Source organism: Congregibacter litoralis KT71 (genome assembly GCF_000153125.2).
In the GTDB taxonomy this organism is placed as follows: Bacteria; Pseudomonadota; Gammaproteobacteria; order Pseudomonadales; family Halieaceae; genus Congregibacter; species Congregibacter litoralis.
The window spans coordinates 3,385,352-3,410,039 of record NZ_CM002299.1; the positions used below are offsets into that span (position 1 = coordinate 3,385,352).

The window sequence follows — 24,688 nt, forward strand, 5'->3', positions numbered from 1 at the left end:
CCCGGGAAGGACGCAAAACGGTGACTCAGGTCACAAGGTCGACAGAAAATCGCTCTGAGAGCCACCGCAGCCAAGCAAAAGCCTAGTGAATCGGCAGACGGTTGACGTAAAGCGCCAGCTGCACACGATCGCGGAGACCGAGCTTTTCAAAAATCGCGGTGAGATTGGCTTTTACCGTGCGTTCACTGACGCTGAGCGCCTCGGCGATCTCGCGATTGTTAAAACCTCGGCCGACCATAAGCGCCACCTCCTCTTCCCGGGGGGTGAGGTCCGCAAAATAATCCGGCGAGGCGGGGGCCTTACCCGTGTCGACCCGCTGGCCCACGGTGATAAGCCGCTGCACCAAGGCCGGCGGCATCCAAAGCCCACCGTTTTTTATGACCTCCGCAACCTCCTGAAGCTGCTTCGGTGCTGCTTCGCGGTGGCAATAGCCTCTGACGCCCCGGGCAAGCACGCTGAATGCCTCTGCCTCGCCGGGCGTAGCACTGAGGACAACGACCTTGTGGCCCGCTTCCACGAGCTTTGCGATTGCCTCCCACGGCTCGCTGAGTGCCGCCAGATCAACCCAGACGAGGTGCGGCCCCTCTTCGGCATCGCTGATGTCGGCGATTTCCAAAACACGGTTCACCTGCTCGAGATCAGGAAAGGCCGCCAGCCAGCGCTCCCGCGGACCGCTCCCGGCACTCAAGAAAAGGTTTTTCATTAGCGCTCTGACAATGCCCGCTGATGGGCGCGGAGCACCGGCTTCATCAGATACGCCAGCACGGTTTTTTTGCCGGTGATGACATCGACTTCGACGGTCATGCCGGGAATGATGGGACTGTCGGGGCCAAAGTCAGCCTGCTCCGTGCGCACGGACACCTCATAAAAGGCATTGCCGTCTTCATCCAACACCGTGTCCGCTGCTATTTGCTCGACACGTCCTTCCAATCCCCCGTAGACCACAAAGTCGTAGGCGGTAACTTTGACGTTCGCCCGCTGCCCCGGCGCCAAAAATGCGATGTCCTGGGGACGCACCCGCACCTCCAGGAGCAACGTGTCGTCGGCGGGCACCAACTCCACGATGTCCCGACCCGGGAGCACCACGCCACCCACGGTGTTGTAATAGAGCTGATTGACCGTACCACTCACGGGCGCAGTGACGTTGGTTTGCTTCACGCGATCAGACAGACCCTCAGCCGCCTCGCTCAGGGCATTGATTCGGGTCATGGTCTCGGTGAGTTGCTCCCGCGCCTCGTTGGCAAACTCCAGTTCCACGGCGTTTACCCGCCCCTGTGCCTCGGCAATGGCCGAAGTCACACGATTGATCTGCGCACGCGTCTGGGCAAGCTCGCCACGGGCCCGATTGACCTCGCGCTCCAGACGCAGAATCTCCACCTCCGAGACAGCCCCCGAGGCCACCATGGGCCGCGTCACATCCAGCTCCTGCTGTGCCAGGCGCTCCTCGGTGCTCAACTGGGATTCTCGCGCCTGCAACTCCGTTAGCTCCTCGCTGCGCTGATTCAGCTGCTCCAGAGCGATTTCTTTTTCTACATCGCGGCTGCGCAGGGAGGACTGATAAAGCTGATCCTCCTGCTCTACCACGTCGGGCAGCTCACGCAGCATCAGCTCCGTAGGGGTAAAAGCGGCGCCCTCGGCCATGGCGCGCAAACGGGAGGCTTTGATGCTGAGCCCACGCAGCTCAACGCGGTTCTCTCCCAGAGTCGCCTGGGAGCGCGTCTGATCGAGGCGCAGGAGCAAATCCCCGGCCTGCACCGCGTCCCCCTCGCTGATCAGAATCTCGCGGATCACCCCACCGTCCTGAGAACCGATCACCTGCACCTGCTGGGAGGGAATCACCTTGCCCTGCCCCCGCGTGACCGTATCGATCTCGGCAAAGGCAGACCAGATAAGCAGCAGCACAGCGACCAGGGCAATGCCATAAAGCAGCCCGCGGGCACGCAGCGGTTCGTCTTCGATGGCCGCGCGATCCGCAAGAGCACTCCAGCCCAATTGTTGCGACGAAGACGGGCGCGCGGGAGATTTGATCACGGGCTGTCCGGGCGCCGTGCTCTCGGATAGATTTTTGCTGTCGGAGGTACTGCTCATTGGGCTTTACCGATGCGGCCCTGCTGCAAGGCAGCCACTACACTGTCTTTGGGACCGTCGGCAACAATGCGGCCCGAATCCACCACGATGATGCGATCCACCAGCTCCAGCAGCGCGTTGCGGTGGGTCACCACGATCATGGTACGTCCCTCGATAAAGGTTTTGAGATTATCGATCACGACCTTTTCTGTGGAGTTATCCATGGAGCCCGTGGGCTCGTCGAGGAGCAGAATCCTGGGTTCGTGCACGAGTGCCCGGGCAAGACCTATGCAACGTCGCTGGCCGCCGGACACGGAATCTCCCCGCTCGCTGATGGCCATATCGAATCCGCTGGGATGGCGATTCACGAATTCGGCAAGCCCCGCCCGCTCCACGGCTTTTAAAAGCGCGGCATCAGTGAGACCGCGGTGGGCTAGGCTCAGGTTGTCGCGCAAATTGCCATGAAACAGGGTCACGTCCTGAGGCACATAGCCGATCGCCTGGCGGTACTCCCTAGGATCAAGCTGCCGCAGGTCGATACCGTCGATGAGCACCTCCCCTTCCGTGGGCCGATACAAACCCATGGCGAGTTTTTGCAGGGTCGTTTTGCCGGAACCCACACGGCCGAGGACCGCTACGTGCTCGCCGGGCTTGACGGTAAAAGACACACCCCGTAGAGAGACGGTCTCTGCTGCCGGATAACTAAAGGCGACATCCTTGAACTCAATGCCGCCGTCAAAGCTCTCGCGAGACAGGTAGGCTCCGTCTCGTCGATGATCCACGGGCGCGTCAAACATTGCATCCAGAGAGGCTAGGGCAATCCGCGCATTATGGTACTGAGTAATAAGCCCCGCGAGCTGCCCGAAGGGCGCCACGGAGCGGCCGGCGAGCATGGTGCAGGCAATGAGCCCTCCCATGGTGAGCTCACCCACGGATATCAAATAGACGCCGGTGATGATCACGCTCACGGTGATGATCTGCTGGCACCAGGTAGTGGCCTGGGTGACCGATGAAGAGGCGAGTTTTGAGCTCACACCGACCCCTGCCAAGAATCGTGTGCTGTCTTCCCACTTGCGCTGCATGACCGACTCAGCGCCCATGGCTTTGAGCGTCTCCAGGCCCGTGAGGGACTCAATGAGCGTTGCGTTACGCATGGCACCGGCCTGATAGGCGCTCTCGGTGAGACGCTGGAGTCGCGGCCGCATAAACAGCGCAAAGCCCACCAATAAAACGATGCCTGCCAATACGGGGATCAGCACCGGCCAGGCGATCCAGCCGATGACCACAAAAAACAGCAGGGCAAAGGGCAGATCGATCACGCTGTTGATGGTGGCCGAGGCGATAAAATCCCGGAGGGTCTCAAAGGAGCGCAGATTCACGGCAAAGGAGCCGACGGAGGCGGGACGATGTTCCATGCGCATACCCAGGGCCTGCTCCATGATCTTTGCCGACAGGTCTATATCCACCCGCCGACTCGCCAGATCGATAAAGTAGTTGCGCAAGGTTCGGAGAATTACGTCGCCAATCAGCACCACGAACATGCCTGCGGCAAGCACCCAGAGGGTCTCAAAGGCGGCGTTGGGCACCACCCGGTCGTAGACGTTCATGGTGAACAGCGGCAGCGCCAGGGCAAACACATTGATAAAGAAGGCAGCAAACAGCACGTCGCGGTAAACGGGGCTGTGGGCGCGAATGGCGCTCCAGAACCAGTGGCCCTCATCGCTTTGCATCGCGGTGTCGTCCACACGGTTATCGATCTTAAAGCGAGGGCGGGCCAGGAGCACATGACCCGTGGCCTTGGCGGAAAGCGCCTCAAAGGTCTCGGTGACTTCCGTGTCGATAGCGTGGGGATAAACCACGCGGGCGGCGCCATTTGCGTTGGCGCCAAGATAGACGCAGGCGCTGTCTTCTAACAATACGACTGCCGGTGCGACGGCATCGGGAATTTTACGGAGGTCAATGTGAGCCAGGCGAGCGTTCAAGCCTGCTCGATCGGCGGAGCGCAGCAGAAGATCCGGCGTTAACCCGTCATGACCCACGGGCAGGGCCGCGGTGAGGGACTCCGCGGTGGCCGCCAATTGATGGAATCTCGCCACGTACAGCAGGCAATCCACCAATGGGTCGTGTTGGGGGGTGGTCATTGGTGGGGCGATCTTCCTGAACGAGCTCTAAAGTTGACGTTATGGTACCAGCTGGGGAGTCGTGAACTAGTGATTGCGGGGGACCGCAGCGCAAGAATAGTGCGGGAAGTCACAGTCGGAGCAAGGCCGCAGCATTAGCCGTATGAGGCGTTCCGGGGGCAGTTTGTGACGCAGCTCGCACACATGTAAACAAAGCTGACAGCTCAATCCTCGATTAAGCCCAAAACCGCGCAGCAAGACAGGCACGCCTATGGGCATAACCGCCGGAGAAGGCAGCTATCTGTGATCGGGGTCACACAGGTGTCAGGCATGCTGACAGGCGTGCCGAAAAATCTCTTAAAAATACCCCGATCGATAAAAATAATCATAAAAATCAACCACTTAATATTTTGGCACGTTAATCGCAACGCATTACAGCATCGACAAAACCACAGACTCGAGTCTCTCCCGAGCACAGAGTCCATCGCGATTAAGGATTTACAAGATGAAGCGTTCAATCAAATATATTGCCACCTGCGTCCTGCTTGCCGCACTACCGGCTGTCAGTCAAGCCGGCGTTATAGTGGACCTTATTGAGAATGGCGAGTTCGAACGCACCAATAAAGATCCGGGCAGCAGTTGGACCAGAGCAACAGACGTTGCTGGCTGGTCCAGCACTGAGGGACACATAGAACTCTTTTCGCAAGGGTTTGCTTCATCGCCGGCGCGGGGTACTGATGGAGAGCTCACCGGTCTGCACGCCGAAATCACCGGCGACTCTCAATTGGGAATTATCAGCACCACGTTTGTTATCCCGGAAAACGTTCTTCCGGGTTCAATGGGCCTGCTTTCTTTCGACCTATGGAACCGTGCTGGCGAGGGCATCACACTGAATCTACTTGTCGAGCAACCGCAACTGGCGCAGCCACCGCTTCCGACCATCGGAGGGGCACTCCCTTGTATACAGGAAGGTGGTGATGGCGGACCCTGCCTCCTGCCTGATATCACTGGCTCCGCCGGGTCACCCTCAACGCCGATCGTTGATGCCCTGAACGAAACTTTCAGTGACGAAAAGGCCAACAGCGACTGGGTTCGGGTAACAAGAAGCGTCGCCGTTAATCCCGGTGAGCTGTTCACGCTCAGCTTTGGCGCTGTGGGCGGCGGTACCGCCGGCGCGCACATTGATCAGGTAGCGTTTTTAGTGGAAGAGGCAGGTCAGATATCGGGTTTGGGGGAACAGGCATCAGTGCCAGCACCGGCAACCCTTGCCCTGTTCGCACTTGGCTTACTGGGACTGCTTCGCAGGCGGGCTGTCTGATCTGAGGTTACTGCGATCCTGTGTTTTACCATGCCCCTAGGTGAGTCTATCGTTGCAGCGCTTTCACCTTTTGCTTGGCTTCGACGGCTGCGGCTTCATTGCCAAGAGCACTTTGAACCGCAGCCAGGTGTTCGTAGAGGCTGACATTGGACGCGGCGCCCGGGAGCTGTAACGCTTTCTCAAGCGACCCCAATGCCAGGTCGTCGTCTCCGCCCAGATGCTGAATCCATGCCAGCGTATCCCAATAGGGCGCGAAGCGGGGTTGCAGCTCCGTGGCTGTTAGTGCGTGTCGCAGTGCTGCATTGAGATTGTCAGGCTCAGCGGCCAGTAGCCATGCCAGATTGTTATGTGCCAATGGCTGCGCTTGATTGATCTCGAGAGTTTCCTGATAGGCCCGCTGTGCGGCAATACTATCGCCTCGCTGCTGCTCAACGAGCGCGATGTTGAGGTAAGCCGCTGGATGACGCTCGACTATTGTCAGGACCTTTTCGAAGTGCTCGATGGCCGTATCATAGTCGGCCATGCTCGCGTAAATACGACCCTGGGCCAGCATAGACTCCACATGACGCGGCTCAGCCTCGAGGGCTTTGGCGAAGGCCGCCAAGGCATCGTCTGTCTGACGCCGCTGCATCAGGCTATTGCCCATTGCGAACATCGGCAGTGGGTTGCCGGGCGCTAGCGCCGCAGACTGACGCCAGGCATCATCAGCCGCCTCAAACTCGCCTGCGCGACTGTACGCCACGCCCAAGCCGTAGCCCTGCGTGTGTTTGATCTATCGCTATCGCCTCATCAATCACCTGGCCAACTATTGGCTCTACAGCTGACTGGTGACAATAAGAATGCCTGAACACAACGAAATTTTTCGCGACGAACTCAAGGCTTGGTTTGAAAGATCAGGCACTTGAACTGTTTGCGTTTTATCAATTCACAGCCCCGACGACCGCTGAAACCACATGCATTACGACTCTTAACATCACACACCTAAATTAGCGTTAGGGCAAGCGACAACTGAGCGATTACACGAAAACCCTGTCTACCCGACTTACAGGGGAGACCGTAAGACCAGAACCCAGGACTTCACAAACAAAATCCATATAAAAAAACCCGCCGGAACATCATCCAACGGGTTTTCTAATGTCCTTCACCGGGCTGCGCTGCAGGGCGCGGCCCATCCAAGGAATGAGTTTCAGGCTGCCTGACTGCGGCTTTTGCGCCTGAGCAGACCCAACCCAAGAACGCCAAGCCCGAACAACGCGATGGGCGCCGGCGCAGGCACGAACACAGGTGTCGTCGAAATAGCGAACGCGAACTGCACGGTGGTTGCCTGGCTCTCAGCGGTTCGGAAACCCTGACAACCTGAGCCCAAGCTAACCGCGGCACACTCCTGATCGCCCAAGGTGCCGATGGGCGCTGCCCCGCCCATCCCGTCGGTCAGCAGTACGCTGGCAAAATATTCCTGCCCAAGGTAATCAAACGCCAGATTCAAAGTAGGCACTGCCACGATACCAAACAGATCCGCGCACGGCGTTGCTGTGCCGTCAGCGCAAGGCCCTCCGTTAGGAGTCTCTGCGAATCGAAAGTCAAACGTGATATCCGGAGCGTCTACCGAAGCGCCGGTCATTGGAGCTACCGGAGTCAGGGTGAGCGTGTCCTGAATAGTGCCTCCTGTGAGCGTCGGGAAGCCGCTAATGGGGTTGTTCCAATGGGTCAAATTAATGCCTAGCCCAAAATCTCCGGCTTCAATGTTCCCGTCAGTAACCGTATTCACAGTTCCGGTTGCAGCACCACCTCCGGTAAATGACCCCGGGGTGCCGATCGTTAATGCGCTTCGGTTGAAAGCTGCGTCCGACGTCGGATCTTGGAAATCTGGATCGACAGTATCACCCAAGCCCCAGAAGCCACCACAACCGCCAAACACCCCACCGGGCTCTGTTGGTCCACCAGAGCCACCCTCACAAAACGACGAAGATCGCCCCCATGACAACTCGCTGGCGCTCACCGTGTTACCGGCACTTGCACCACTAAAAGTCGCGGAAGTAAATGTCGCAGAAGTAGAAAAATCCCACTCGGTGACAATGGCAGCAGATGCCGATACACCTCCTGTACCCAGCAACAATGCCGCTGCGGCATTAGCAAGCTGCCTGTGGATTGCGTGGTTATTCTTGATCATTGCTGTTTCTCCGATTGCATCGCCGCTCTGTGAGGCTTAGCTACACTTACATTGAATTACACAGATCCGATGCATATTATGGGCCAAAAACACTCAACCAATTTTAACCCATTGATTTTTAATTAAAAATATAATCAAGCCGTGTGTTCAGGAACAGCTTCCACTTCAAATCCAAGCGAATTGAAACACAAATGTAAAAAAAGCTGACAAATGACGAAGGTAGCTCACGCCTCAAGGTCGGCACGGCCTTCATCACCTCCCTACCCCCTCAACCTAATATCAGTACTACACCCGTCACCGCTACCACGGTGTCAGCGCGCGACCAAGGAATACTTTGGCAGACCTCGCCTGATCGACTAACCTCATGGCCTGGCAACTAGTCGTCATAGGAAAACAACCATGTTTGATCGCTCTGGATATGCCATCGGAATCGGGCTTCTGATGGCGCTCCTGGTCGCTTGCTCGGGGTCAGAAAACGAATCAGAACAAAAGCTTCTGGCTCGCGCCAGCTCTGCCCTTGAAGCAGGGAAAATTGACGCCGCGATGGTGGATCTAAAAACCGCTTTACAGCAAAACCCAGGCAGCGCCGCAGCAAGGGTTCTGCTGGGTGATGCTTACATGGTGCAGCGCGAAGCCGAAATGGCCGCGGCAGAGTTTCTCAGAGCCCACGAGATTGGTGGGCAGGTAGATAGTCAGGTGCGTTACGCTCAGGCACTCATCGCCGCGGGGGATACCGACACATTATTGACCTTGCACGAAAGCGATGACCTCACAGCGGCAGACGCTCCGCTGTATCAAGCTGCGCTGGCCCGAGCGTATTCACTGACCGGTAACTACGAAGCGGCAACGGAAGCTGTGAACAGAGCCCTGGCAGCAGACGCGGCGGATCCCTATATCAGGTCCAGTGAGGCCCTGGTTCTGCTGCGACAAGGTGGCAATGTGTTTGGCGCCGCTGACATTCTTGCAGGAATCACCGATGACTATCCTCTGAATGACGAGGCTTGGAGTTTGCGCGCAGATGTTGCGCGCTATCAGCAGGACTACGCTAGTGCGGCAAAGTGGTATGGAAAGGTCGCTGAAATCAATCCCGATCGAATAGCCGAACGACTCCACCTGGTAGGTGCGCTTATTGAGCTCGGCAGAAGCGACGAAGCAGATAGCAAACTAGCGGAACTCGAGGAGTTGGAGCTCGAAAACCCAGGTGTTAACTTCGCTCGCGGCCGTCTGCTCTTTGACAAGGGAGAATACAGCCTTGCCCTAGAAGAGCTCAACCAGGTTCTGGGAGTGCTTCCAGAACACACCGCAGCACTTTACCTTGCCGCTACTGCGAACCTCCAACAGGGCAATCTTGCAACTGCGGAGCGGCAGCTAATAAAGCTAGTGGCAGAGCAACCAAGTAACGTTCCAGCGCGACTACAACTTGCCAGCGTTTACCTACAAAGAAATGATGCGCTGGCGACAGAGCGTGTCGCGCGCGAAATTTTGCAACTGGAAGAGAAAAACATCGCCGCCATGCGTCTACTAGCTTTGGCACTGGTTGCTCAAGGGGAATATGTTGAGAGCGAGCAGCTCTACCAGCAGCTCGCCACACTTAAGCCCGATTCCGTAGAGGATCGCACCGGACTTGGAGCCACGCAACTACTCCTGGGTGATACAGCTTCTGGCATCGTAGAGCTTGAGAAAGCGCTGGCCATGGACCCGAAGAATGCGCAACTTCGAGAGCGTCTCATCGGCGCTTACCTTGCCAGCGACAGAATTGATTTAGCCAGAGAAGCCGTGGCTGGATATCAGTCGGAATCGCCAGACGATACGCGTCCGCAGATATTTGCTGCCAGATTTGCCCTGCAAACAGGTGAGAGAGACAAAGCCCGAGAAATCTTCGAGTCTGTGCTCGTCAAAGAGCCGGGCAACATCAATGCCAATGGCGGCTTGGCGATCATGGCTTTAAACGAGCGCAATATTGATGAAGCGCGTCAGCATTTCTACTCGATTCTCGAATTTCATCCCACTAACGTACAAACTCTTATGAATCTCGCGACTCTTGAGGAACAGGCGGGCAATACAGATGCCATGCTGGACGCTCTAAATCGTGCGATGAGCGCAGACCCTCAGGCATTGCCGCCTCGATTGGCGCTCGCTCGCTATGAGATCATTCAGGAGAATCCTCGGAAAGCAGAAGCCCTTCTGGACACAGTGCGAGAGCACCACACAAACAGCTTTGAGCTTCACCAACTCCTCGCCGCAGCGTTTATGGCGAGCAGGCAAACCACGCAGGCGGTAACTAGTGGCAGGCAAATGCTGAGGCTTCGCCCAAACGACCCCGCCTCACTTGCGTATGTAGCGCGACTGGAACAAAACGATGGCCAGCTGGGAGCTGCTCGTGAACACGCCGAACGCGTTCTTGCGCTGACATCCGATAACGTCGAAATGCGCAAGCTGATCGTAGAGACTTTGTTAGCCCAAAACATGCCCAACAGGGCAGCAGCTGAGCTTGCAAAACTCCCCTCGACCGTGAGGGCTGCGCCGGGAGTAGCCAAGGTGGAAGGCCAACTTGCAATGCTGCAGGACAGACCAGCAGACGCTGAAGTGCTGTTCCAGAGGGCATTTGAGATCGAGCCTGACAGTCAACTAGCGGTCTTTCTGAACATCGCTAAATGGGAGCAAGACAAGCGCAAAGAAGCCATTGACAATCTGGAAGCCTGGTTGACTGAGCACCCCGACGATCTTGCGGTGCGCTCTAAACTCGCGGCTTGGCAACTCGCCGTTGGTAACGAGAAGAGAGCAAAGGCGCATTACAATTTCTTAATCGAGATCGCTCCAGAAAACCCCATGGTGCTCAACAATCTCGCATGGCTTAACCGGGAGACTTCACCAGAATTGGCGTTGAACTACGCCAAAAAGGCCCATGCACTGGCACCGGAAAGCGTATTGATCATGGATACCTACGCCATGGTCCAACGATCTATAGGTAATAAAGAAGAAGCCCTCGCTCTCAGCGACCTCGCTCTCTCTACAGATAAGAAGCTCGACCCCGAGCTGCAGTTCAACCGCGCACTGATACTCATTGATGCGGACCGGGAGGAAGACGCCATAGAAATCCTTGCCAAGCTGGTAGCAGGCGCAGAGTTTGCTCAGCAGTCCGAGGCTCGCGCGTTACTAGGCAGCATACTCAGCGATGGGCCATAGGGGTTACCCCATCGATCCCCGGGCATTTTCGGGCCAATTCGATCCATCTACGAACATTGCCCCGCCGCATAAAATCGTGAAAGACTGATTCAAGGTCACAAGGGGGCTCTTAGCGTGGAAAAACAGTTTGATTACGAAGACGCATTCTCGCGAAACATCGGCTGGCTGTCGCTCGAAGAGCAACAGCTCCTGCGAAACAAACGTATAGCCATCGCCGGTATGGGTGGCGTCGGCGGCGATCACGCCGTTCGCATGGCCAGGCTTGGGGCGGGTCGTTTTACCATCTCGGACCTGGATGTTTTCGAACAGGCAAACTTCAACCGGCAATATGGCGCGACCATGGATACCGTTGACCAGACCAAGGTCGAGGTCATGGAAAAACTGCTGCTCTCAATTAACCCCGAGGCCGATATCCGCAACTTCCCGGATGGCGTAAGCGATGAAAACGTCGATGATTTTCTTGCGGGCGCCGACCTCTACATCGACAGTCTGGACTTTTTTGCCCTGGATATACGCCGCACGGTGTTTCGGCGTTGTCGCGAGCTGGGTATTCCGGCCATCACTGCTGCCCCCATGGGCATGGGCACCGCACTTCTGGTGTTTACGCCAGACAGCATCAGCTTTGATGATTATTTTGATTTCGATTCAGTTGAGAGCTGGGAAGACAAGATGATCAAGTTCCTTATCGGACTCTCCCCCTCCATGCAGCAAAGGCACTACCTGGTGGGCGACAGCGCCATCGACTTCAATACACGGAAGGTGCCCTCGACGGGGCTCGGGATCTCTCTCGCCGCGGGGGTCGCCTGCACCACCGCTGTAAAACTCCTGCTTGGCCGAGGCCCCATCGTGACCGCACCATCAGGCTTGCACTTTGACGCCTACCGCAACAAATACGTGAAAACCTGGCGCCCTGGCGGTAACCGCAATCCGCTGCAGCGGATCATGTTTATGGTGGTGCGGACGATACTGAAGAAACAACAACGAAGCACCTAGCAGACCAGCTCCTCACAAACTCCAGACATAAAAAAACCGGACTCAGCTATGAGTCCGGTTTTTCGTGTGCCCTGTCTCTGGAGAGACAGGGACACTTGAGTCTTAAGAGCGCTGCTTTCGAGCTCGAGCTCCGAGACCAAGAAGTCCAAGGCCCAGAAGACCCAGTGTAGCTGGAGCTGGCACATCAAACTGAATGTTTGCCGAATTCAGGAAGGTAGTACGCAAATACCGATCAGCAACTGTGCCTTCTCCAAACGTTCTCAACTCGAAATCCGCAATCAGACCGTCAAGAGCGGTAGCGATACTGGTGTCGTATCGCGCATCAAGCCAATCAAACACCGATTCACCATCATCAAGCGCGGCAGGAACCGTTGCGCCACCCTCCAGCTCCGAATTGCCTCGAACACGTATGGTGTCAAGAGGATCAAGTACTATGTCTGCGAAGTCTTCGCCTGCACGAGTCCCAGCCTCGAACCGGGCAAAACCTGCTGTAACGTCTGCGACCTCACCGAAGACCTCGATTTCGATATCTCCAGAAAACGGATCCGATACAGATGAACCAGTCACATCAATAACGATCTCGTCACCTGCGCAAGATCCCGTACATGTTAGCGCAACCTCACCCCCATTAAACTCACCGACCAACGCGTCGGTACCCAGCCCGTTGTAGTTTGGATCAGGGTCAAAATTCAGGACGGTCGCAGTGCCTTCAAGCACCCAGGACACGTCAACACCCCAAGCGAGGCCAAGCGCCTCAGTACTTGTCCCATCCAAACCGTTCAAGCCGAGAACTGTGGTAATCGCTGCATCAATCACAATATCGCCGGTGGATACCCCACCGCTGTTGTCGATGTCGTAGTACACAGATGTCGGATTGAAACCATCGAGTGTGAGTTGATTAAAAGTATCAGTTCTGGTGTCAGCATCGCCTAGAGCAAAAGCGCCATCACCATCTGCACGAACGTCAAGGCTAATAGGAACTGCCATTGCTGGAACAGCTAACAAACCGCCCGCCACACCAACTGCTAAAGCCAACTTATTAAACTTTTTCACGATACTTAACTCCTGTGATCGCAATATGATTGAAAACTTGCCTACGTTCAGAATAAAAGCAACCAGCGTGCCACTAAAATTATATATATATTTTTCAATGTCTTACAGAAAAACCTCCAATCCAAAACTTTTCTACAGCACAGATATGTAAAGTTTTTCGACACCTAGCGTTAGGCGTTGCTCGACAAAACGCCCCTACAGTCGCTAGACTCTATCACCGATATGTAATAAACCGTCTAAGCTATTGTTTATTTTAGAGTTATAGGGGCGAGGCGAGGAGACGCATGACGCAAAATCATCGCTCGGCTGCAAAAGCTCGCCGATTGGCATTGTCACTTCTGCTAGCTGTGGGAACGTGTTGTGCGGTCTCGGGATCAATTGGCGCCGATCCTGGCTATTCACTAGCCAACGCCATTTTCACGCGAGACGCTGGCGCGGACTTAGCAATGGTCGGAAAAATGACTTTGCGAACTGCAAAAGGCAAAGAGCGCACGCGGGAGTTTGTGATCTATCAACGCGACACCCCGTCAGGGCTGGCGGCAACTTTGATTCGCTTCAACTCGCCAGCGAGCATCAGAAATACCGCGCTTCTTGACGATCCAAGGGAGGATGGACTCTGGCTCTATCTCCCTGCGCTCGATCGAGTACGACGGATCAGCAGCTCTAACCGAGGCGGCCGTTTCGTAAACACCCAACTGTATTACGAAGACCTTCGCGCACGGCATCCAGGTGATGACATACACGAGCTTGTAGGTGATCGAGAGTATGAGGGTGTCAGCACGCAGCTTTTGCAGAGCATACCTCGTGACAAAAGCAAATCCGTTTACAGCAAGCGTTTGACTTGGGTGCATCCGGAGCTTTTATTGCCACTGCGAGTGGATCTGTACGAAGGAAGCGAACAGGCAAGCAAGCGCTTACTGGTAAAGCGCATCGATGAGATTCAGGGAGTGTGGACTATCACCCGCAGTGTAATGGAGAACCTGGCCACTGGGGAGTCCACGGTAATGACTTTCACGGCTGTCCGTTACGATCAGGGCCTTCCTCATGACTTGTTCACAACATCGTCTCTGAAAAATCCAACGCTGGAGTCAAGCTATCGCCCATGAGGCTTACATCGCTAAGAGTCGCGGCAGCTTTTCCGGTGAGCTCTTGTCGGCGCTCCAAAATGTGTGTTTCGCCGTGGCAATCGCTCTTGCAACTTCCCCACCAAATGCCCGGGCAGACACGCCTTCAGGTAGTTTAAAGTCAATAACAGTTAGTGAAGACTCAAGTAGTGCCGCGACGTTCATTTTAGCGGTTGATGGCTCAATTCAGCCGCCCCGGCATTTCACGCTGCTGTCCCCCCCCCGTCTGGTCATAGACTTAGCTGGCACGACTGCTAAAGGCGATGTTCAGGAACTCTCTGCCGCAACAGCACCGTCCTTGGTGAATAGAATTCGGCTCGGCTCACACCCAGGGCCCCGGACCAGAGTGGTGTTTGACCTGCACGACGCCCCAAGCCCAGGCATGTTCACCATAGAAACCAAGAGGCAGTCTGGTTCGCAGACTATAGTTGTCCGTTTCCCGCGAACATACGCTGTCAATGCTAACAACTCGGATGACGATAACCCATCAGCAAGAGAAGCAACGAGTGTCGCGATCAAAACAAGCGCAACGAGTGACTCACTAGCCGCTCAACTAGCTGACCACAGCAAGCCAGAGGCCAAACGCACTAACAGCACGCTCATTTTTGGCAGTGATCCACAACCCACACCAATGGAGAGTCAGCGCCAAGCCACGCCAGCAGTCACTGGCAATACAGCAAAGCAATGGTTTATCGACCGTGCACTGCTCGAGTCAGGTTACGTAAGAAACAGTACAGATGATGGTGTTAATACACATCTACAATTCATAGCTGGGCTCACACGGTCGATCAGTGACTCGCTGAGCTTTCGCCTTTCCGCGAGAGTCGATGGACAACACCAAGCCAACGGCCTCACGGAGCTACAGTACCTACGCGCAGATTATGACGAAAGCTGGCTGCGCTACACCGTCGCCGATTGGCGCGTAACCGCTGGTGCCCAGCGTATCATTTGGGGCCGCGCCGACGAATTTTCACCTACGGATAAGTTGAGCACCCGAGATTTTACCCGTTTAATTATGGACGACCTGCCTAGTCGGCGAAGAGCAAACCCCGCCCTGAGGGTCGAGCGCTTATGGGGGAATCGGCATCTGGACTTAGTTTACCTGCCGACTTTCAGAGAAGCTGTATTACCTGCTGACGAAAGCGTATGGTTTCCAGTAGACCCAAAAAGCGGTGCCGTGGCAGGACTTCCTATTGATCCGGAGATCCAACCATTGCTTAGAGGCGCTAGAGTGCGCAATGATTTTGCAGGTAACGAAGGATTTGCTTTACGATTCTCTGATTCGGGATCTGCCCTTGACTATGCGGTCACTGCGCAGCGTGTCAACAATCCTGAGCCATACTTCAAATTAGCAAGCCCTCCGGGCCGCGACGGCCCCGCGGTGCTCGACGTCGTTTACCCTCGCACATGGGTAGTTGGAGGTGACGCAGCTATAACTGCGAACGCCTGGACCTTTCGTGGCGAAATTGCGTGGCTTAGCGACTCCCCCTACACCGACGCAAGTTCGTTACAGCTTCGTATGTCAGAAGAATTAAATTGGGTGGTCGGGGCTGAAGTGTTTCCCAATGATGGCGACTTACGAATAACGACCCAGCTCTCTGGCCGGCATCTGCTTGATGCCAGCAATAGCGTAGACTTCATCGACACGCTTAACCTACTGGGAGACATGGAAACACCATTTACAATCTCCAAATTACCCTTCCGAGCTCGGCTCCGCTACGGATTTCGCTTAGACGAGCGAGGCAATTATCTGAACCCTGAACTAATCTACACTGCACTGGAGCCAGGCGAGATTTACATCGCTGCACACATATTTTCCGGTACCTATGGCACACAGGAAGGCTTCTACGCCGACCGCGATACGGTCGTTATCGGTTGGCGCGCAAAATTCTAATGAACTTCCTGCTCAACAAACCCAAACTAGCCGCATTAGTTTTCGGGTTAATCCTGGTTCTACCTGGACCCCTTCTACTGCGGCTGACGCTCGACAATGCACCCGAATCGTACTTTCCAGAATCGGCGCCTGCAGTAATTTTTGACAAGGAAGTCCGGACGTACTTCCCACAAGATCAGGTGTTGGTGGCCATCTTTCAAGGCAATGACATTTTTTCGCGCCAGTTCTTACACTCTCTGGAACAGTTAAGTAAAAACTTGGAGTTGGAAACAAATATTGAGCGAGTATTGAGTGTTACGCAGGTTGATCATATTGAGCCAACAGATGATGGCTTCGCTGTAGAGTCGTTGTTAGGCGAAGGACAAACAACCGACTCTGCGAGTGAGAATCTCGCGCGAGCACTTAGCGATCGATTTGCACCAAACGCACTAGTTTCGAGCGATGGATCAACTCTCGCACTAATAATTCGTCCCGTGCCGCTTTCCGGCAGCCTCGCTCGCTTGTCACTTTACAACCATGTGATTGATAGCATTGAAGAAAGCGAGGTAAGAGAGTCTCTAATTGCTGTTGGTGGACATATCGCTCTGGACGTCGCCCAGTTGCGAGCAATGATCCGCGATTTAGCAACGCTTATCCCCGGCACACTGGGGGTTTCCATGCTGGTGCTATGGTGGCTATTTCGTCGCTGGCAAGTATTACTCATATCGGCCCTTTGCATTGGCGCGGTCACTGGCGCGGCGACTAGTTTGCTCGTTCTTATCGGCAGTCCTTTTACACTCATATCCGCAATAATGCCGCCACTGCTCACTGCTCTTACCGTTGCGATGCTGATGCACCTTTTTAGCGCACTGTGTAATGCGGACTCGCGTGGCCTGCGCTGCGAGGCGCGTATGCGTGATGCCTTGCTGACAGTAAGCACTCCTATACTATTTACCGCACTAACCACAGCAGCAGGCCTGCTCTCGCTAATGGCCAGTCCTATTCAGCCTATCGCGAGTTTCGGCTTAACGGTAGGCGTCGCGACGCTCATTGGCGCCCTACTAATCGTGACGGTACTCCCGGCTCTTTTGCTCCAAATTGAACCCGAGCGTTGGCAGGCTCAAAGTGGGGGGCTACGGCGCATGGATGCAATAACAAGCCGGCTACTACGTATTTCTTTGCGTCGACCGCGCACAGTGCTCGCAGTAACAGCCGCGGTGTTATTAATCAGTGCATTGCAACTGCCACGTATTATCGTCGAGACCGATCTATACAGCTTTTTTGACGATGATCACCCTATCAATCAGGCCACGCTGACAATTGAAGACAAACTTTCAGGGGTCATGCCTTTGGAACTGATAATTGAGGACGTGGGACCGGGCAGTCTAAAAAACCCCCAGCAATTAAAAGCAATCGCGAATATTGAGGCATGGCTCGAGAATCGACCCGAGGTGGACTACACTATTTCTTTTCCAGCGATGCTCAGTGAGATGCACCGGGCCTTCAATCCAGAGATCGAATCTCCAAACGCACTGCCAGATCGCGAGGCAGCCGTGGATCAATATTTATTATTCTATGACAACGACGATCTATATGACGTGGTTGACGAGGACTTTCAACGGACAAGGATCCTGGCAAATCTCAATGTTCACGGAGCCACTCAATTGAATGCCTTACTTCGCGCGCTTGATGAAGAAGTGGCGAGTACTCTTGCTGATGGCTTGAAACTTGGCACAGCAGGGATGGGACGCCTGTTTGCCGATCAAGAACGACTGCTAATAAAAGGCCAGATTAACAGCCTATTTTTAGTATCCACAATGATTACGCTGCTGATGTTAATACTATGGCGTAACCTCCGGTTTGTTCTTGCCAGCATCCTTCCAAACTTTGCGCCTGTACTGCTGATTTTTGCAGTTATGGGCACACTGGGAATATGGCTAGACATGGCAACTGCGATGGTAGCAAGTGTAGCCATAGGCATTGCGGTCGATGACACCATCCACCTGTTGCATGGCACGAGGGCCGGGCTTGAGCGAGGTGCAGGCCTGACCGCCGCAATCGCACGCAGTGTACGTCGTCGAGGAAGGGCTCTAGTGGCGACTACGGTAGTGCTCTCCGCGCAGTTCCTTTTGATGTCGTCTTCGCCTTTCCAGCCAACGGCGATCTTTGGCATCCTAACGGCAGTTGGTCTTCTGATCGCGCTTGTGTTTGATCTGCTTGTATTGCCAGCACTCATCGTTGTTTTACTGCGTGGCGTTGTAAAAAATTAGAGACGCAATCGCGTCCGATTTCACCAATCGATTGCGCGTACTGTGAACTAGCTCGCTGTAAAAAAGCTGATATACGTGCAAGCTGCACCATAGAACTGACAAGATAAAAGGATCCGTCCCCGATGCGCCATCTAACGCTGATTTCTTTATTTCGACAGGCAGGACTTCTGCTGGCGTTTGCCGCTCTCGCAGCCTGCGGTGAAGGTGAGAGCCCGGAGACGCTGCTGAAACGTGCAGATATTGCTCTTGCAGAGGGTAGGGATAACGCGGCTCTAATTGACGTGCGAGCCGCGCAGCAACAGGCACCCAACAGTCGCGAGGCTCGCCGGCTGCTTTCAGAGATCGAGATGTGGCGCCAAAACCCGACCGCAGCTATTGAAGAAGCAGAGCGTGCCCTTCAGGGCGGCGCACCAACGCCTGCGATTTTGATCACCTTGGCAAAATCACTGATCAAAGGCCGAAGATATTCGGATTTTGATGCACTAGTGGCCGATGGCACGTTTACTAGTATCAAAGACGACCCACGCTACCTGTCACTTCTTGCCCGAGCTCAGGCAAGTTGGGGCGATTCTGCAAAAGCTCGCGCAACCATCAATCAAGCACTCGAAAAAGCACCCAGTGACCCTGATGTTGCGAGCGCTTATGCGCTGCTAACTATTGAGAACAACATGACCCTCAAAGAGGCTATGGGGCGACTAGAAGAATCGGTCACCAAACACCCCCTCGCTTATGAAGTATGGAGCGCGCTGGGCATTCTTCAAATAACACTGAAAAACTACGATGCCGGCGCAGATGCGTTCATGGAATCATTGAAGATAAATCCGTACCGTCTCACAGATCGCTACCTGCTGGCTGACGCTCTAATCCGGAGTCAACGATATGACGAGGCACTAGAAGTCATCGACGTGATGGAGAAGCTAGTGGACAGTCCAAGCAGTGTCCACTATTTACGAGCACAATGGCATATCGCACAGGAGCATCTCGAAGAAGCAATCGAGAGTGCAAACAGTGTACTCGGTTTAGAGCCAAAGAATGAGCAAGCGCTGCTGATTGCGGCGTTGGCTAATACTGCTTTGGGAAACCTGGGTACGGCTCGACAGCAATGGTTGATTCTCGCCACTCTTGATGCCTACCAGCCTCAAACCAATCTGCGTCTTGCAAAGGTCTTGGCCCGGCTTGGCGAGACGGCTGAATCAGAAGCTTTGCTGCGAGAAATCCTCAATGAGTATCCAGAAAATCTTGGCGCCAAACAGCTACTTGCTACCGCATTGATCGCTCAAGGTAGAAATGCAGAGAGCACAAAATTGTACGAGGAACTTCTTTCGATTAATCCAAAATCTACAGCAAACATAGTGCAGTACAGTTCTGTATTAAACAAAAGCGGCAAACGAGACCAAGCCATTGAGCAGCTAAAGACCGCGCGGAAACTGGCCCCAGGGTCTGCTGAGGTGCGTGCGCGTCTCGTGAGCTTTCTGCTGAGTGATGGCCGTGAAGCTGAAGCAGAACAAGAAGTCGCAAGCTATCTTGACGATTACTCCGACAAGGCGGTAGCGCACGTATTAGCGGGGCGGTTCGCTTACGTGATTGACGAACCAAACGCCGAGGCACATTACGAACATGCCATCGAGATTGAACCGGGAAACAAGCCCGCCAACAGTGCACTTGCCGAAATGCGCTTAAAAGACGGAAATTATAGAGAAGCGCTAGCACTTTACCGAACCATCCTCGCAAGCCATGAAAACGACCTCGACACGCTGATACGCATCGCTGCAGTGCAGTCGGCAATGGGTGACCCTAAGAGTATGGAATCAACTCTCCTACAAGCATATGAAGCGCACCCAGCCTCGGCACGTCCGCCGCTAAGCCTGGCTCGCTATTACGTTGCCAACAAGCGTTACAACGACACAGTGCGCCTCATTTCGTCCTTTGAGGGTAATGGCGCAGCAGACCCAAGGTTGTATGCACTACTTGCCCAAAGCCACATGGCTATGGGTGAAACTTCTAGCGCCGTGGCGGCCGCAAAACGCATGCAAAAAGTGGAGCCAACTAATGCTCTGGGGTTCATCCTTGAAGCTCGAGCTCTCGTGGGTGGCGAAAAACTGGCAGCAGCAACCGATGCGCTTCGCGAGGCCCTAAAAATCAACAATAGTCCCGCAATACGTTCAGAACTCATCACGGCATTACTCCTTGACGGAAAATCCGACCTCGCAAGGACCGTGCTCCGCACCGCGCCCGAAAACGCTTTCACTGCTGCCGAACGTGCGCTAACAGAAGGGCAAATAAAGGCAGGTGTCAACAATCTGCAGGGAGCAGCCGTAGACTTCATCCAAGCTTATGAGTTAGATCCGAGCGAGAAATACGCGACATTGACCGCGAAAACTTATTGGCGAGCAGGTGACCAAGATAGCGCGATCAGCGTACTGCAAGACTGGCTGACGCGAGACTCTAGCAGCGTAGCTGCCCTGGGACAGATTTCTGGTTATTTGCTTGAACAAGGTAAGAATGCAGACGCTTTACCGTACCTTGAGACGCTCAACGACATCACCCCAAAACAGGCGAGTGTACTGAACAATCTCGCCTGGGCTTCCATGACAGAAAATCCGAAGCAGTGTCTGAGGTTTGCGCAACAGGCGGTTGAGCTTGCGCCGGGCAATATCGATATTCAAGACACACTCGCTCTAGCCTATGCTGTCAATGGTCGTGCTGAAGAGGCCTTGGCACTTAGTGATGAATTGATTCGCCAAGCCCCAAGTAATTCAGCGCTAGTGGTCAGCAGGGCGAGAATACTAGGGAAACTCGATGAGACACAACAGGCTATCCAACTATTAAATTCACTCATCGCCAGAAACAAGGATGTCAATGGCGCACAAGAATTACTGGATGCTTTTATAAAAAAGTGACTCTGTCAGTCACGCCATTTTCCGTTAGCTCAACGCCAGCGAAACTGGACAGATACTCACTGAGGCCTCTTAGGTCCGCATTGCATTGCTTCCATCAATCCTGCTCTACAAAACGCCTGTGCAACTCACGAAGCATCAGCGCAGCTGAATCAATCCCTAAACGCGTAATTGACCCGGTCTGATTTCCATCGGGCAGTCCCTCCGCGCCATCGCGGGCCTTGATGGCCTTGTTTGTGACATTTCCCGTGATCAGGACTCCCGTAGTGCCCTGGAAGCGGTATTCAATACCGTTGGGATAGTTATGCGTGAGGTAAACAAAGTTGTCATTGATCAAGGTACCCGGGCTGTTCTCTAAGGCAATGCCCACATCTGCGAAAGGGTCTGAAGGGCGTAGATGTAGAATAACGTTCCCTGTGATTTCTCCGGCCCTATTGTGCCGGAACCACTGATCGCCGAGGCCGAAGCCAATACCCCGATCCGAATTGATAATCACGTTGTCGCGAACGACATTGTCTGCAGACCCCGTCCACAGATGGATAGCGAACTCTGCCACAGCGTCGGCGGGGCTTGCGATGTTACGGAAGTGATTTCGCTCAATGAGCCAGTTTTTACCGCCGTGCATATCAATGCCACCGATGTAAAAATTGGGACCCAGATCAGCGGTGTATTCGAAGCGGGAGTTACGAACAACCCCAAAATCCGCGGAAACAGCTCCCTCAGATGCCCCGCTCACTTTAAGCAGCTGCTCGTAACTATCCTGAAGGACACAGTTTAGTAAACGGAAATGATCCGCATCGCGCTCTCCACGCAGCTGAATCAAATGATTTCCTGCTTCACGCAGCGTCAACCCGATCAGCGCTACGCCTTTGCCGCTCACCTCAATCAGATTATCGACCCCGGCGGTTTGGCGCATACCATTGCCGGCAATGATGACCTTGGCGGGGTCATCCGAGTCAGAGCGTATCGTCACGTTGTCCACCCCTATGCGGAGCGCATTGCTCAGCCTGTAAACCCCATCGGCCAGACTGATAACCGTTTTTTGATCGCCGCTTGCCCCCCGAACGGCCGCATAAAGCGCCGCTGCCGTAGCCACTCTCAGCGTGACTGATTCAGTGGGTGCTGCGGTCACCGATGCCGCCCCATGCAAAGGTGTAGCAAGCCCATAAACTGAGAGATAAAAGAACAGCGTTGTTTTCAGTCTAAATGCCGACATCCGAGTCTCTCCGGGAGGTGTCTCAGGGTACACTAGCGTGTGACGGGGTTACGGGAAAGTCTGAGCCGCATGTTTGACCACAGCTTTACAATTGTTCGGAGCTTATCTGCGACATGAAGATCCTCCTGAAAAGCGTCATGCGAGCCCTCTCCATTGTGACGGTATCCCCGCTACTTTTTATCGATTTACTGCTGCGACCTATCGCTGGTGATGGCGCCTTTGCGGCATGTTCACAGTTTTTAAGTCTTTTCCCCGGCAAAACAGGCAGCTATCTGCGCGTTGCGTTTTATCGCATGGCCATGCGCTCCTGCGCTGAAGACACTTACATCGGGTTTGGCACGCTCTTTTCTCAACGGGATACCGTTATAGGTTCTGGCGTTTACATTGGCCCACAGTGCAATATCGGCAGCTGCCACATCGGCAAGGACACGCTTATCGCCAGCGGTGTGCACATCATGAGCGGCACCGGGCAACACCGCTTTGACGATCTGGAGACGCCCATCCGCGATCAGGGAGGACAGTTCGATATGATCTCTATTGGCGAAGACTGCTGGATCGGCAATGCGGCGCTGGTGATGGCGGACGTCGGTGATGGAAGCGTCATTGGTGCAGGCTCCGTGGTCACAAAGGATGTAGATCCAATGAGCATAGCGGCGGGGCATCCGGCGCGAGTCTTGCGGTCTCGAATACGAGATGCGGCGACTGAAACCTAAGCAATGTCCCACTGAGTAAAATCCTGCGGCACCGTCGAGAAAACGTGCACCAGATCACGGAAGCTTGTAACTCCCTGGGATAGTCATTGGTCAGGGTAGGCTAGGCGTGTTTTACTTTATCGTAATCAACGGGCACAGCCACCCACACACATACTGCTGAGCAATCGATCATCATGCTTAAACACTTTCTTGCGGATTGGCGAAGTATCCCGCAGCTCAAAGCGCTGTTGTTAATACTGCTTGTTGTGCCCACGGTCTTTTTCTCTACTACACAGTCCATGATCAATATCTGGTTGGTAAACGAGACCTTCACCCATGGTTTTCTTATCCTTCCCATTGCCCTGTGGCTCATCTGGGAACAGCGTCACCGCATAGCGAGCATTGCGGTCCACAAAGATTTGCGCGCTACGTTAGTTGTATTGCCAATATTAGGCCTCTGGGTACTTGCGACACTCATTGATGTAGCGGTCGTTCGGCAGCTCGCGATGGTCGCGCTGATCCCCGCGAGTGTCTGGTTGATTCTTGGCGCGCCTATTGCGTTGGCCCTATTATTCCCCCTTCTCTATCTGTTTTTCGCTGTGCCTCTTGGCCAGAGCTTGATTCCACCAATGATGGAGCTCACCGCCGATATGACGGTATATCTGGTACAGCACTCTGGCGTGCCAATTTATCGTGATGGGCTTTCTTTTGAGTTACCCAGCGGAAGCTGGGCCGTAGTTGAAGAGTGCAGCGGCGTGCGCTATCTGATTGCCTCAGCTGCGCTAGGCACGATATACGCCTATATAAGTTATCGGTCTTTTTCGAAACGCGCGCTCTTTATCCTTGCGTCCCTCATCGTACCCATTGTTGCCAACGGCTTTCGTGCCTACGGCATCGTCATGATTGGTCACCTATCGGGTATGAAGTACGCAGTAGGTGCGGATCATCTGCTTTATGGCTGGGTGTTCTTTGGCATCGTGATTTTTGCCCTGTTCTGGATCGGAGGGTTTTGGGCTGATCACATTAAAAAAGATGAAACTGAAAAGCTTGATTCGAGCTCTATTCAAACGCCGCCCAGCGCACTATTCGGCATGGGTGTTATCGCCGTAATGCTTGCGACAAACCTGGCTGTTACCACGCTTAAATCTCAGCAGGCCGCGTTACCCACAAACGCATCGCTGATCCTCCCCCTACGGGCAGGCAACTGGCAGGCGACAGATCTAGCCCCAAGTGGGTGGGCGCCCATGATTAATAATCCCGATTTGGCAGGCCAACGCACGTATATCCGGGGCGACGAGCAAGTGACTTTGCACGTCGGTTATTTCCATACTCAGCGCGATGGTGCTGAAGCCATCTCATCACTGAATCGTCTTACCAGCCCCTACGATGGCGCCTGGAAGCTCACAGCATCTCGAGCACATAAAACCTCCGTAGGAAGCATTATTGAATCAGAAGTGAGTCTTGGCCAGGACAAAGTCTTTGTGTGGAGCGGTTACTTGGTGGGCGACACCTTCGTGGCCAACTCCTATATGGCAAAACTGTATCAAGCACTGGCGTTGTTGCACGGACAACAGCAAGCGGCCTACATCACCATTTCGACTGACTTTGATGCGCCGCTGGAGCAATTACGAGGAAGACTGGATTCCTGGTGGAGCGTCATTCATAAATCGGACCAGGGCGCGATCCTGGCGCTGAAAAACGAAGGCTAA

General features: G+C 54.4%; 16 protein-coding genes. 9 read left to right on the forward strand and 7 right to left on the reverse strand.

What is annotated here, in order from left to right; genetic code table 11:
- Window positions 1-82: 82 nt before the first annotated feature.
- From KT71_RS15400 to KT71_RS15410, 3 genes are read right to left on the reverse strand one after another with little or no spacing between them, the layout of a single operon-like run.
- Window positions 83-703: a helix-turn-helix transcriptional regulator gene (locus KT71_RS15400; RefSeq protein ID WP_008294432.1), complete on the reverse strand. Its 621-nt coding sequence runs from the start codon at window positions 701-703 to the stop codon at window positions 83-85.
- Entirely contained in the window at window positions 703-2,088 is a 1,386-nt protein-coding gene (locus tag KT71_RS15405) for an HlyD family type I secretion periplasmic adaptor subunit (protein ID WP_008294431.1), read from the reverse strand. Before KT71_RS15405 ends, KT71_RS15400 begins: the two co-directional genes overlap by 1 nt.
- Window positions 2,085-4,208: a type I secretion system permease/ATPase gene (locus KT71_RS15410; protein ID WP_008294430.1), complete on the reverse strand. Its 2,124-nt coding sequence runs from the start codon at window positions 4,206-4,208 to the stop codon at window positions 2,085-2,087. The genes KT71_RS15405 and KT71_RS15410 overlap by 4 nt, the downstream gene beginning before the upstream one ends.
- A gap of 484 nt (window positions 4,209-4,692) precedes the next feature.
- Between KT71_RS15410 and KT71_RS15415 the strand changes: the two genes are divergently transcribed.
- A complete protein-coding gene (locus tag KT71_RS15415) occupies window positions 4,693-5,505 on the forward strand; it encodes a PEP-CTERM sorting domain-containing protein (protein ID WP_008294428.1) in 813 nt (270 codons plus the stop codon).
- A 46-nt stretch (window positions 5,506-5,551) separates the two neighbouring features.
- Here KT71_RS15415 and KT71_RS15420 read toward each other — a convergent pair whose 3' ends face one another.
- Window positions 5,552-6,247 carry a tetratricopeptide repeat protein gene (locus tag KT71_RS15420; RefSeq protein ID WP_152025255.1) on the reverse strand — a complete coding sequence of 232 codons (696 nt, stop codon included), beginning with the start codon at window positions 6,245-6,247 and terminating at the stop codon, window positions 5,552-5,554.
- Window positions 6,248-6,691: 444 nt separating this feature from the next.
- On the reverse strand, window positions 6,692-7,675 hold the full coding sequence (locus KT71_RS20555) for a THxN family PEP-CTERM protein (RefSeq protein WP_023660158.1): 984 nt from the start codon (window positions 7,673-7,675) through the stop codon (window positions 6,692-6,694).
- Between the two features lie 399 nt (window positions 7,676-8,074).
- On the opposite strand from KT71_RS20555, the gene prsT (KT71_RS15430) reads away from it, so the two are divergent.
- Both prsT (KT71_RS15430) and KT71_RS15435 read left to right on the forward strand, forming a co-directional pair.
- Complete coding sequence (gene prsT, locus KT71_RS15430) at window positions 8,075-10,861, forward strand: XrtA/PEP-CTERM system TPR-repeat protein PrsT (protein WP_008294425.1); 2,787 nt, start codon at window positions 8,075-8,077, stop codon at window positions 10,859-10,861.
- 114 nt (window positions 10,862-10,975) lie between these two features.
- Entirely contained in the window at window positions 10,976-11,854 is an 879-nt protein-coding gene (locus KT71_RS15435; protein ID WP_008294424.1) for a ThiF family adenylyltransferase, read from the forward strand.
- A gap of 102 nt (window positions 11,855-11,956) precedes the next feature.
- Here KT71_RS15435 and KT71_RS15440 read toward each other — a convergent pair whose 3' ends face one another.
- Entirely contained in the window at window positions 11,957-12,907 is a 951-nt protein-coding gene (locus KT71_RS15440) for a PEP-CTERM sorting domain-containing protein (protein ID WP_023660160.1), read from the reverse strand.
- A gap of 284 nt (window positions 12,908-13,191) precedes the next feature.
- Here KT71_RS15440 and KT71_RS15445 point away from each other — a divergent pair, with 284 nt between their 5' ends.
- The 4 genes from KT71_RS15445 (at window position 13,192) to prsT (KT71_RS15460) (ending at window position 21,074) form a co-directional block, all read left to right on the forward strand.
- Complete coding sequence (locus tag KT71_RS15445; protein WP_023660161.1) at window positions 13,192-14,013, forward strand: outer membrane lipoprotein-sorting protein; 822 nt, start codon at window positions 13,192-13,194, stop codon at window positions 14,011-14,013.
- 73 nt (window positions 14,014-14,086) lie between these two features.
- On the forward strand, window positions 14,087-15,925 hold the full coding sequence (locus KT71_RS15450) for an AMIN domain-containing protein (RefSeq protein ID WP_169729163.1): 1,839 nt from the start codon (window positions 14,087-14,089) through the stop codon (window positions 15,923-15,925).
- Window positions 15,925-18,174, forward strand: coding sequence for an efflux RND transporter permease subunit (locus tag KT71_RS15455; protein ID WP_008294420.1), 2,250 nt, complete (start codon window positions 15,925-15,927; stop codon window positions 18,172-18,174). The genes KT71_RS15450 and KT71_RS15455 overlap by 1 nt, the downstream gene beginning before the upstream one ends.
- A 122-nt stretch (window positions 18,175-18,296) precedes the next feature.
- The gene (gene prsT, locus KT71_RS15460; RefSeq protein ID WP_008294419.1) at window positions 18,297-21,074 is read left to right on the forward strand and encodes an XrtA/PEP-CTERM system TPR-repeat protein PrsT; all 2,778 of its coding nucleotides are present in this window, start codon (window positions 18,297-18,299) and stop codon (window positions 21,072-21,074) included.
- Between the two features lie 94 nt (window positions 21,075-21,168).
- Here prsT (KT71_RS15460) and KT71_RS15465 read toward each other — a convergent pair whose 3' ends face one another.
- Window positions 21,169-22,287: a right-handed parallel beta-helix repeat-containing protein gene (locus tag KT71_RS15465; protein WP_023660163.1), complete on the reverse strand. Its 1,119-nt coding sequence runs from the start codon at window positions 22,285-22,287 to the stop codon at window positions 21,169-21,171.
- A 113-nt stretch (window positions 22,288-22,400) separates the two neighbouring features.
- On the opposite strand from KT71_RS15465, the gene KT71_RS15470 reads away from it, so the two are divergent.
- On the forward strand, window positions 22,401-23,000 hold the full coding sequence (locus tag KT71_RS15470; protein ID WP_008294417.1) for an acyltransferase: 600 nt from the start codon (window positions 22,401-22,403) through the stop codon (window positions 22,998-23,000).
- Between the two features lie 173 nt (window positions 23,001-23,173).
- A complete protein-coding gene (gene xrtA, locus KT71_RS15475) occupies window positions 23,174-24,688 on the forward strand; it encodes an exosortase A (protein ID WP_023660164.1) in 1,515 nt (504 codons plus the stop codon).

Bases quoted from the DNA above. Each gene is read 5' to 3' on its own strand.
- xrtA (WP_023660164.1), top strand. From the start codon at position 23,174: ATGCTTAAACACTTTCTTGCGGATTGGCGAAGTATCCCGCAGCTCAAA.
- KT71_RS15405 (WP_008294431.1), bottom strand. From the start codon at position 2,088: ATGAGCAGTACCTCCGACAGCAAAAATCTATCCGAGAGCACGGCGCCC.
- KT71_RS15410 (WP_008294430.1), bottom strand. From the start codon at position 4,208: ATGACCACCCCCCAACACGACCCATTGGTGGATTGCCTGCTGTACGTG.
- KT71_RS15415 (WP_008294428.1), top strand. From the start codon at position 4,693: ATGAAGCGTTCAATCAAATATATTGCCACCTGCGTCCTGCTTGCCGCA.
- KT71_RS20555 (WP_023660158.1), bottom strand. From the start codon at position 7,675: ATGATCAAGAATAACCACGCAATCCACAGGCAGCTTGCTAATGCCGCA.
- KT71_RS15470 (WP_008294417.1), top strand. From the start codon at position 22,401: ATGAAGATCCTCCTGAAAAGCGTCATGCGAGCCCTCTCCATTGTGACG.
- KT71_RS15400 (WP_008294432.1), bottom strand. From the start codon at position 703: ATGAAAAACCTTTTCTTGAGTGCCGGGAGCGGTCCGCGGGAGCGCTGG.
- prsT (WP_008294425.1), top strand. From the start codon at position 8,075: ATGTTTGATCGCTCTGGATATGCCATCGGAATCGGGCTTCTGATGGCG.
- KT71_RS15455 (WP_008294420.1), top strand. From the start codon at position 15,925: ATGAACTTCCTGCTCAACAAACCCAAACTAGCCGCATTAGTTTTCGGG.
- KT71_RS15465 (WP_023660163.1), bottom strand. From the start codon at position 22,287: ATGTCGGCATTTAGACTGAAAACAACGCTGTTCTTTTATCTCTCAGTT.
- prsT (WP_008294419.1), top strand. From the start codon at position 18,297: ATGCGCCATCTAACGCTGATTTCTTTATTTCGACAGGCAGGACTTCTG.
- KT71_RS15445 (WP_023660161.1), top strand. From the start codon at position 13,192: ATGACGCAAAATCATCGCTCGGCTGCAAAAGCTCGCCGATTGGCATTG.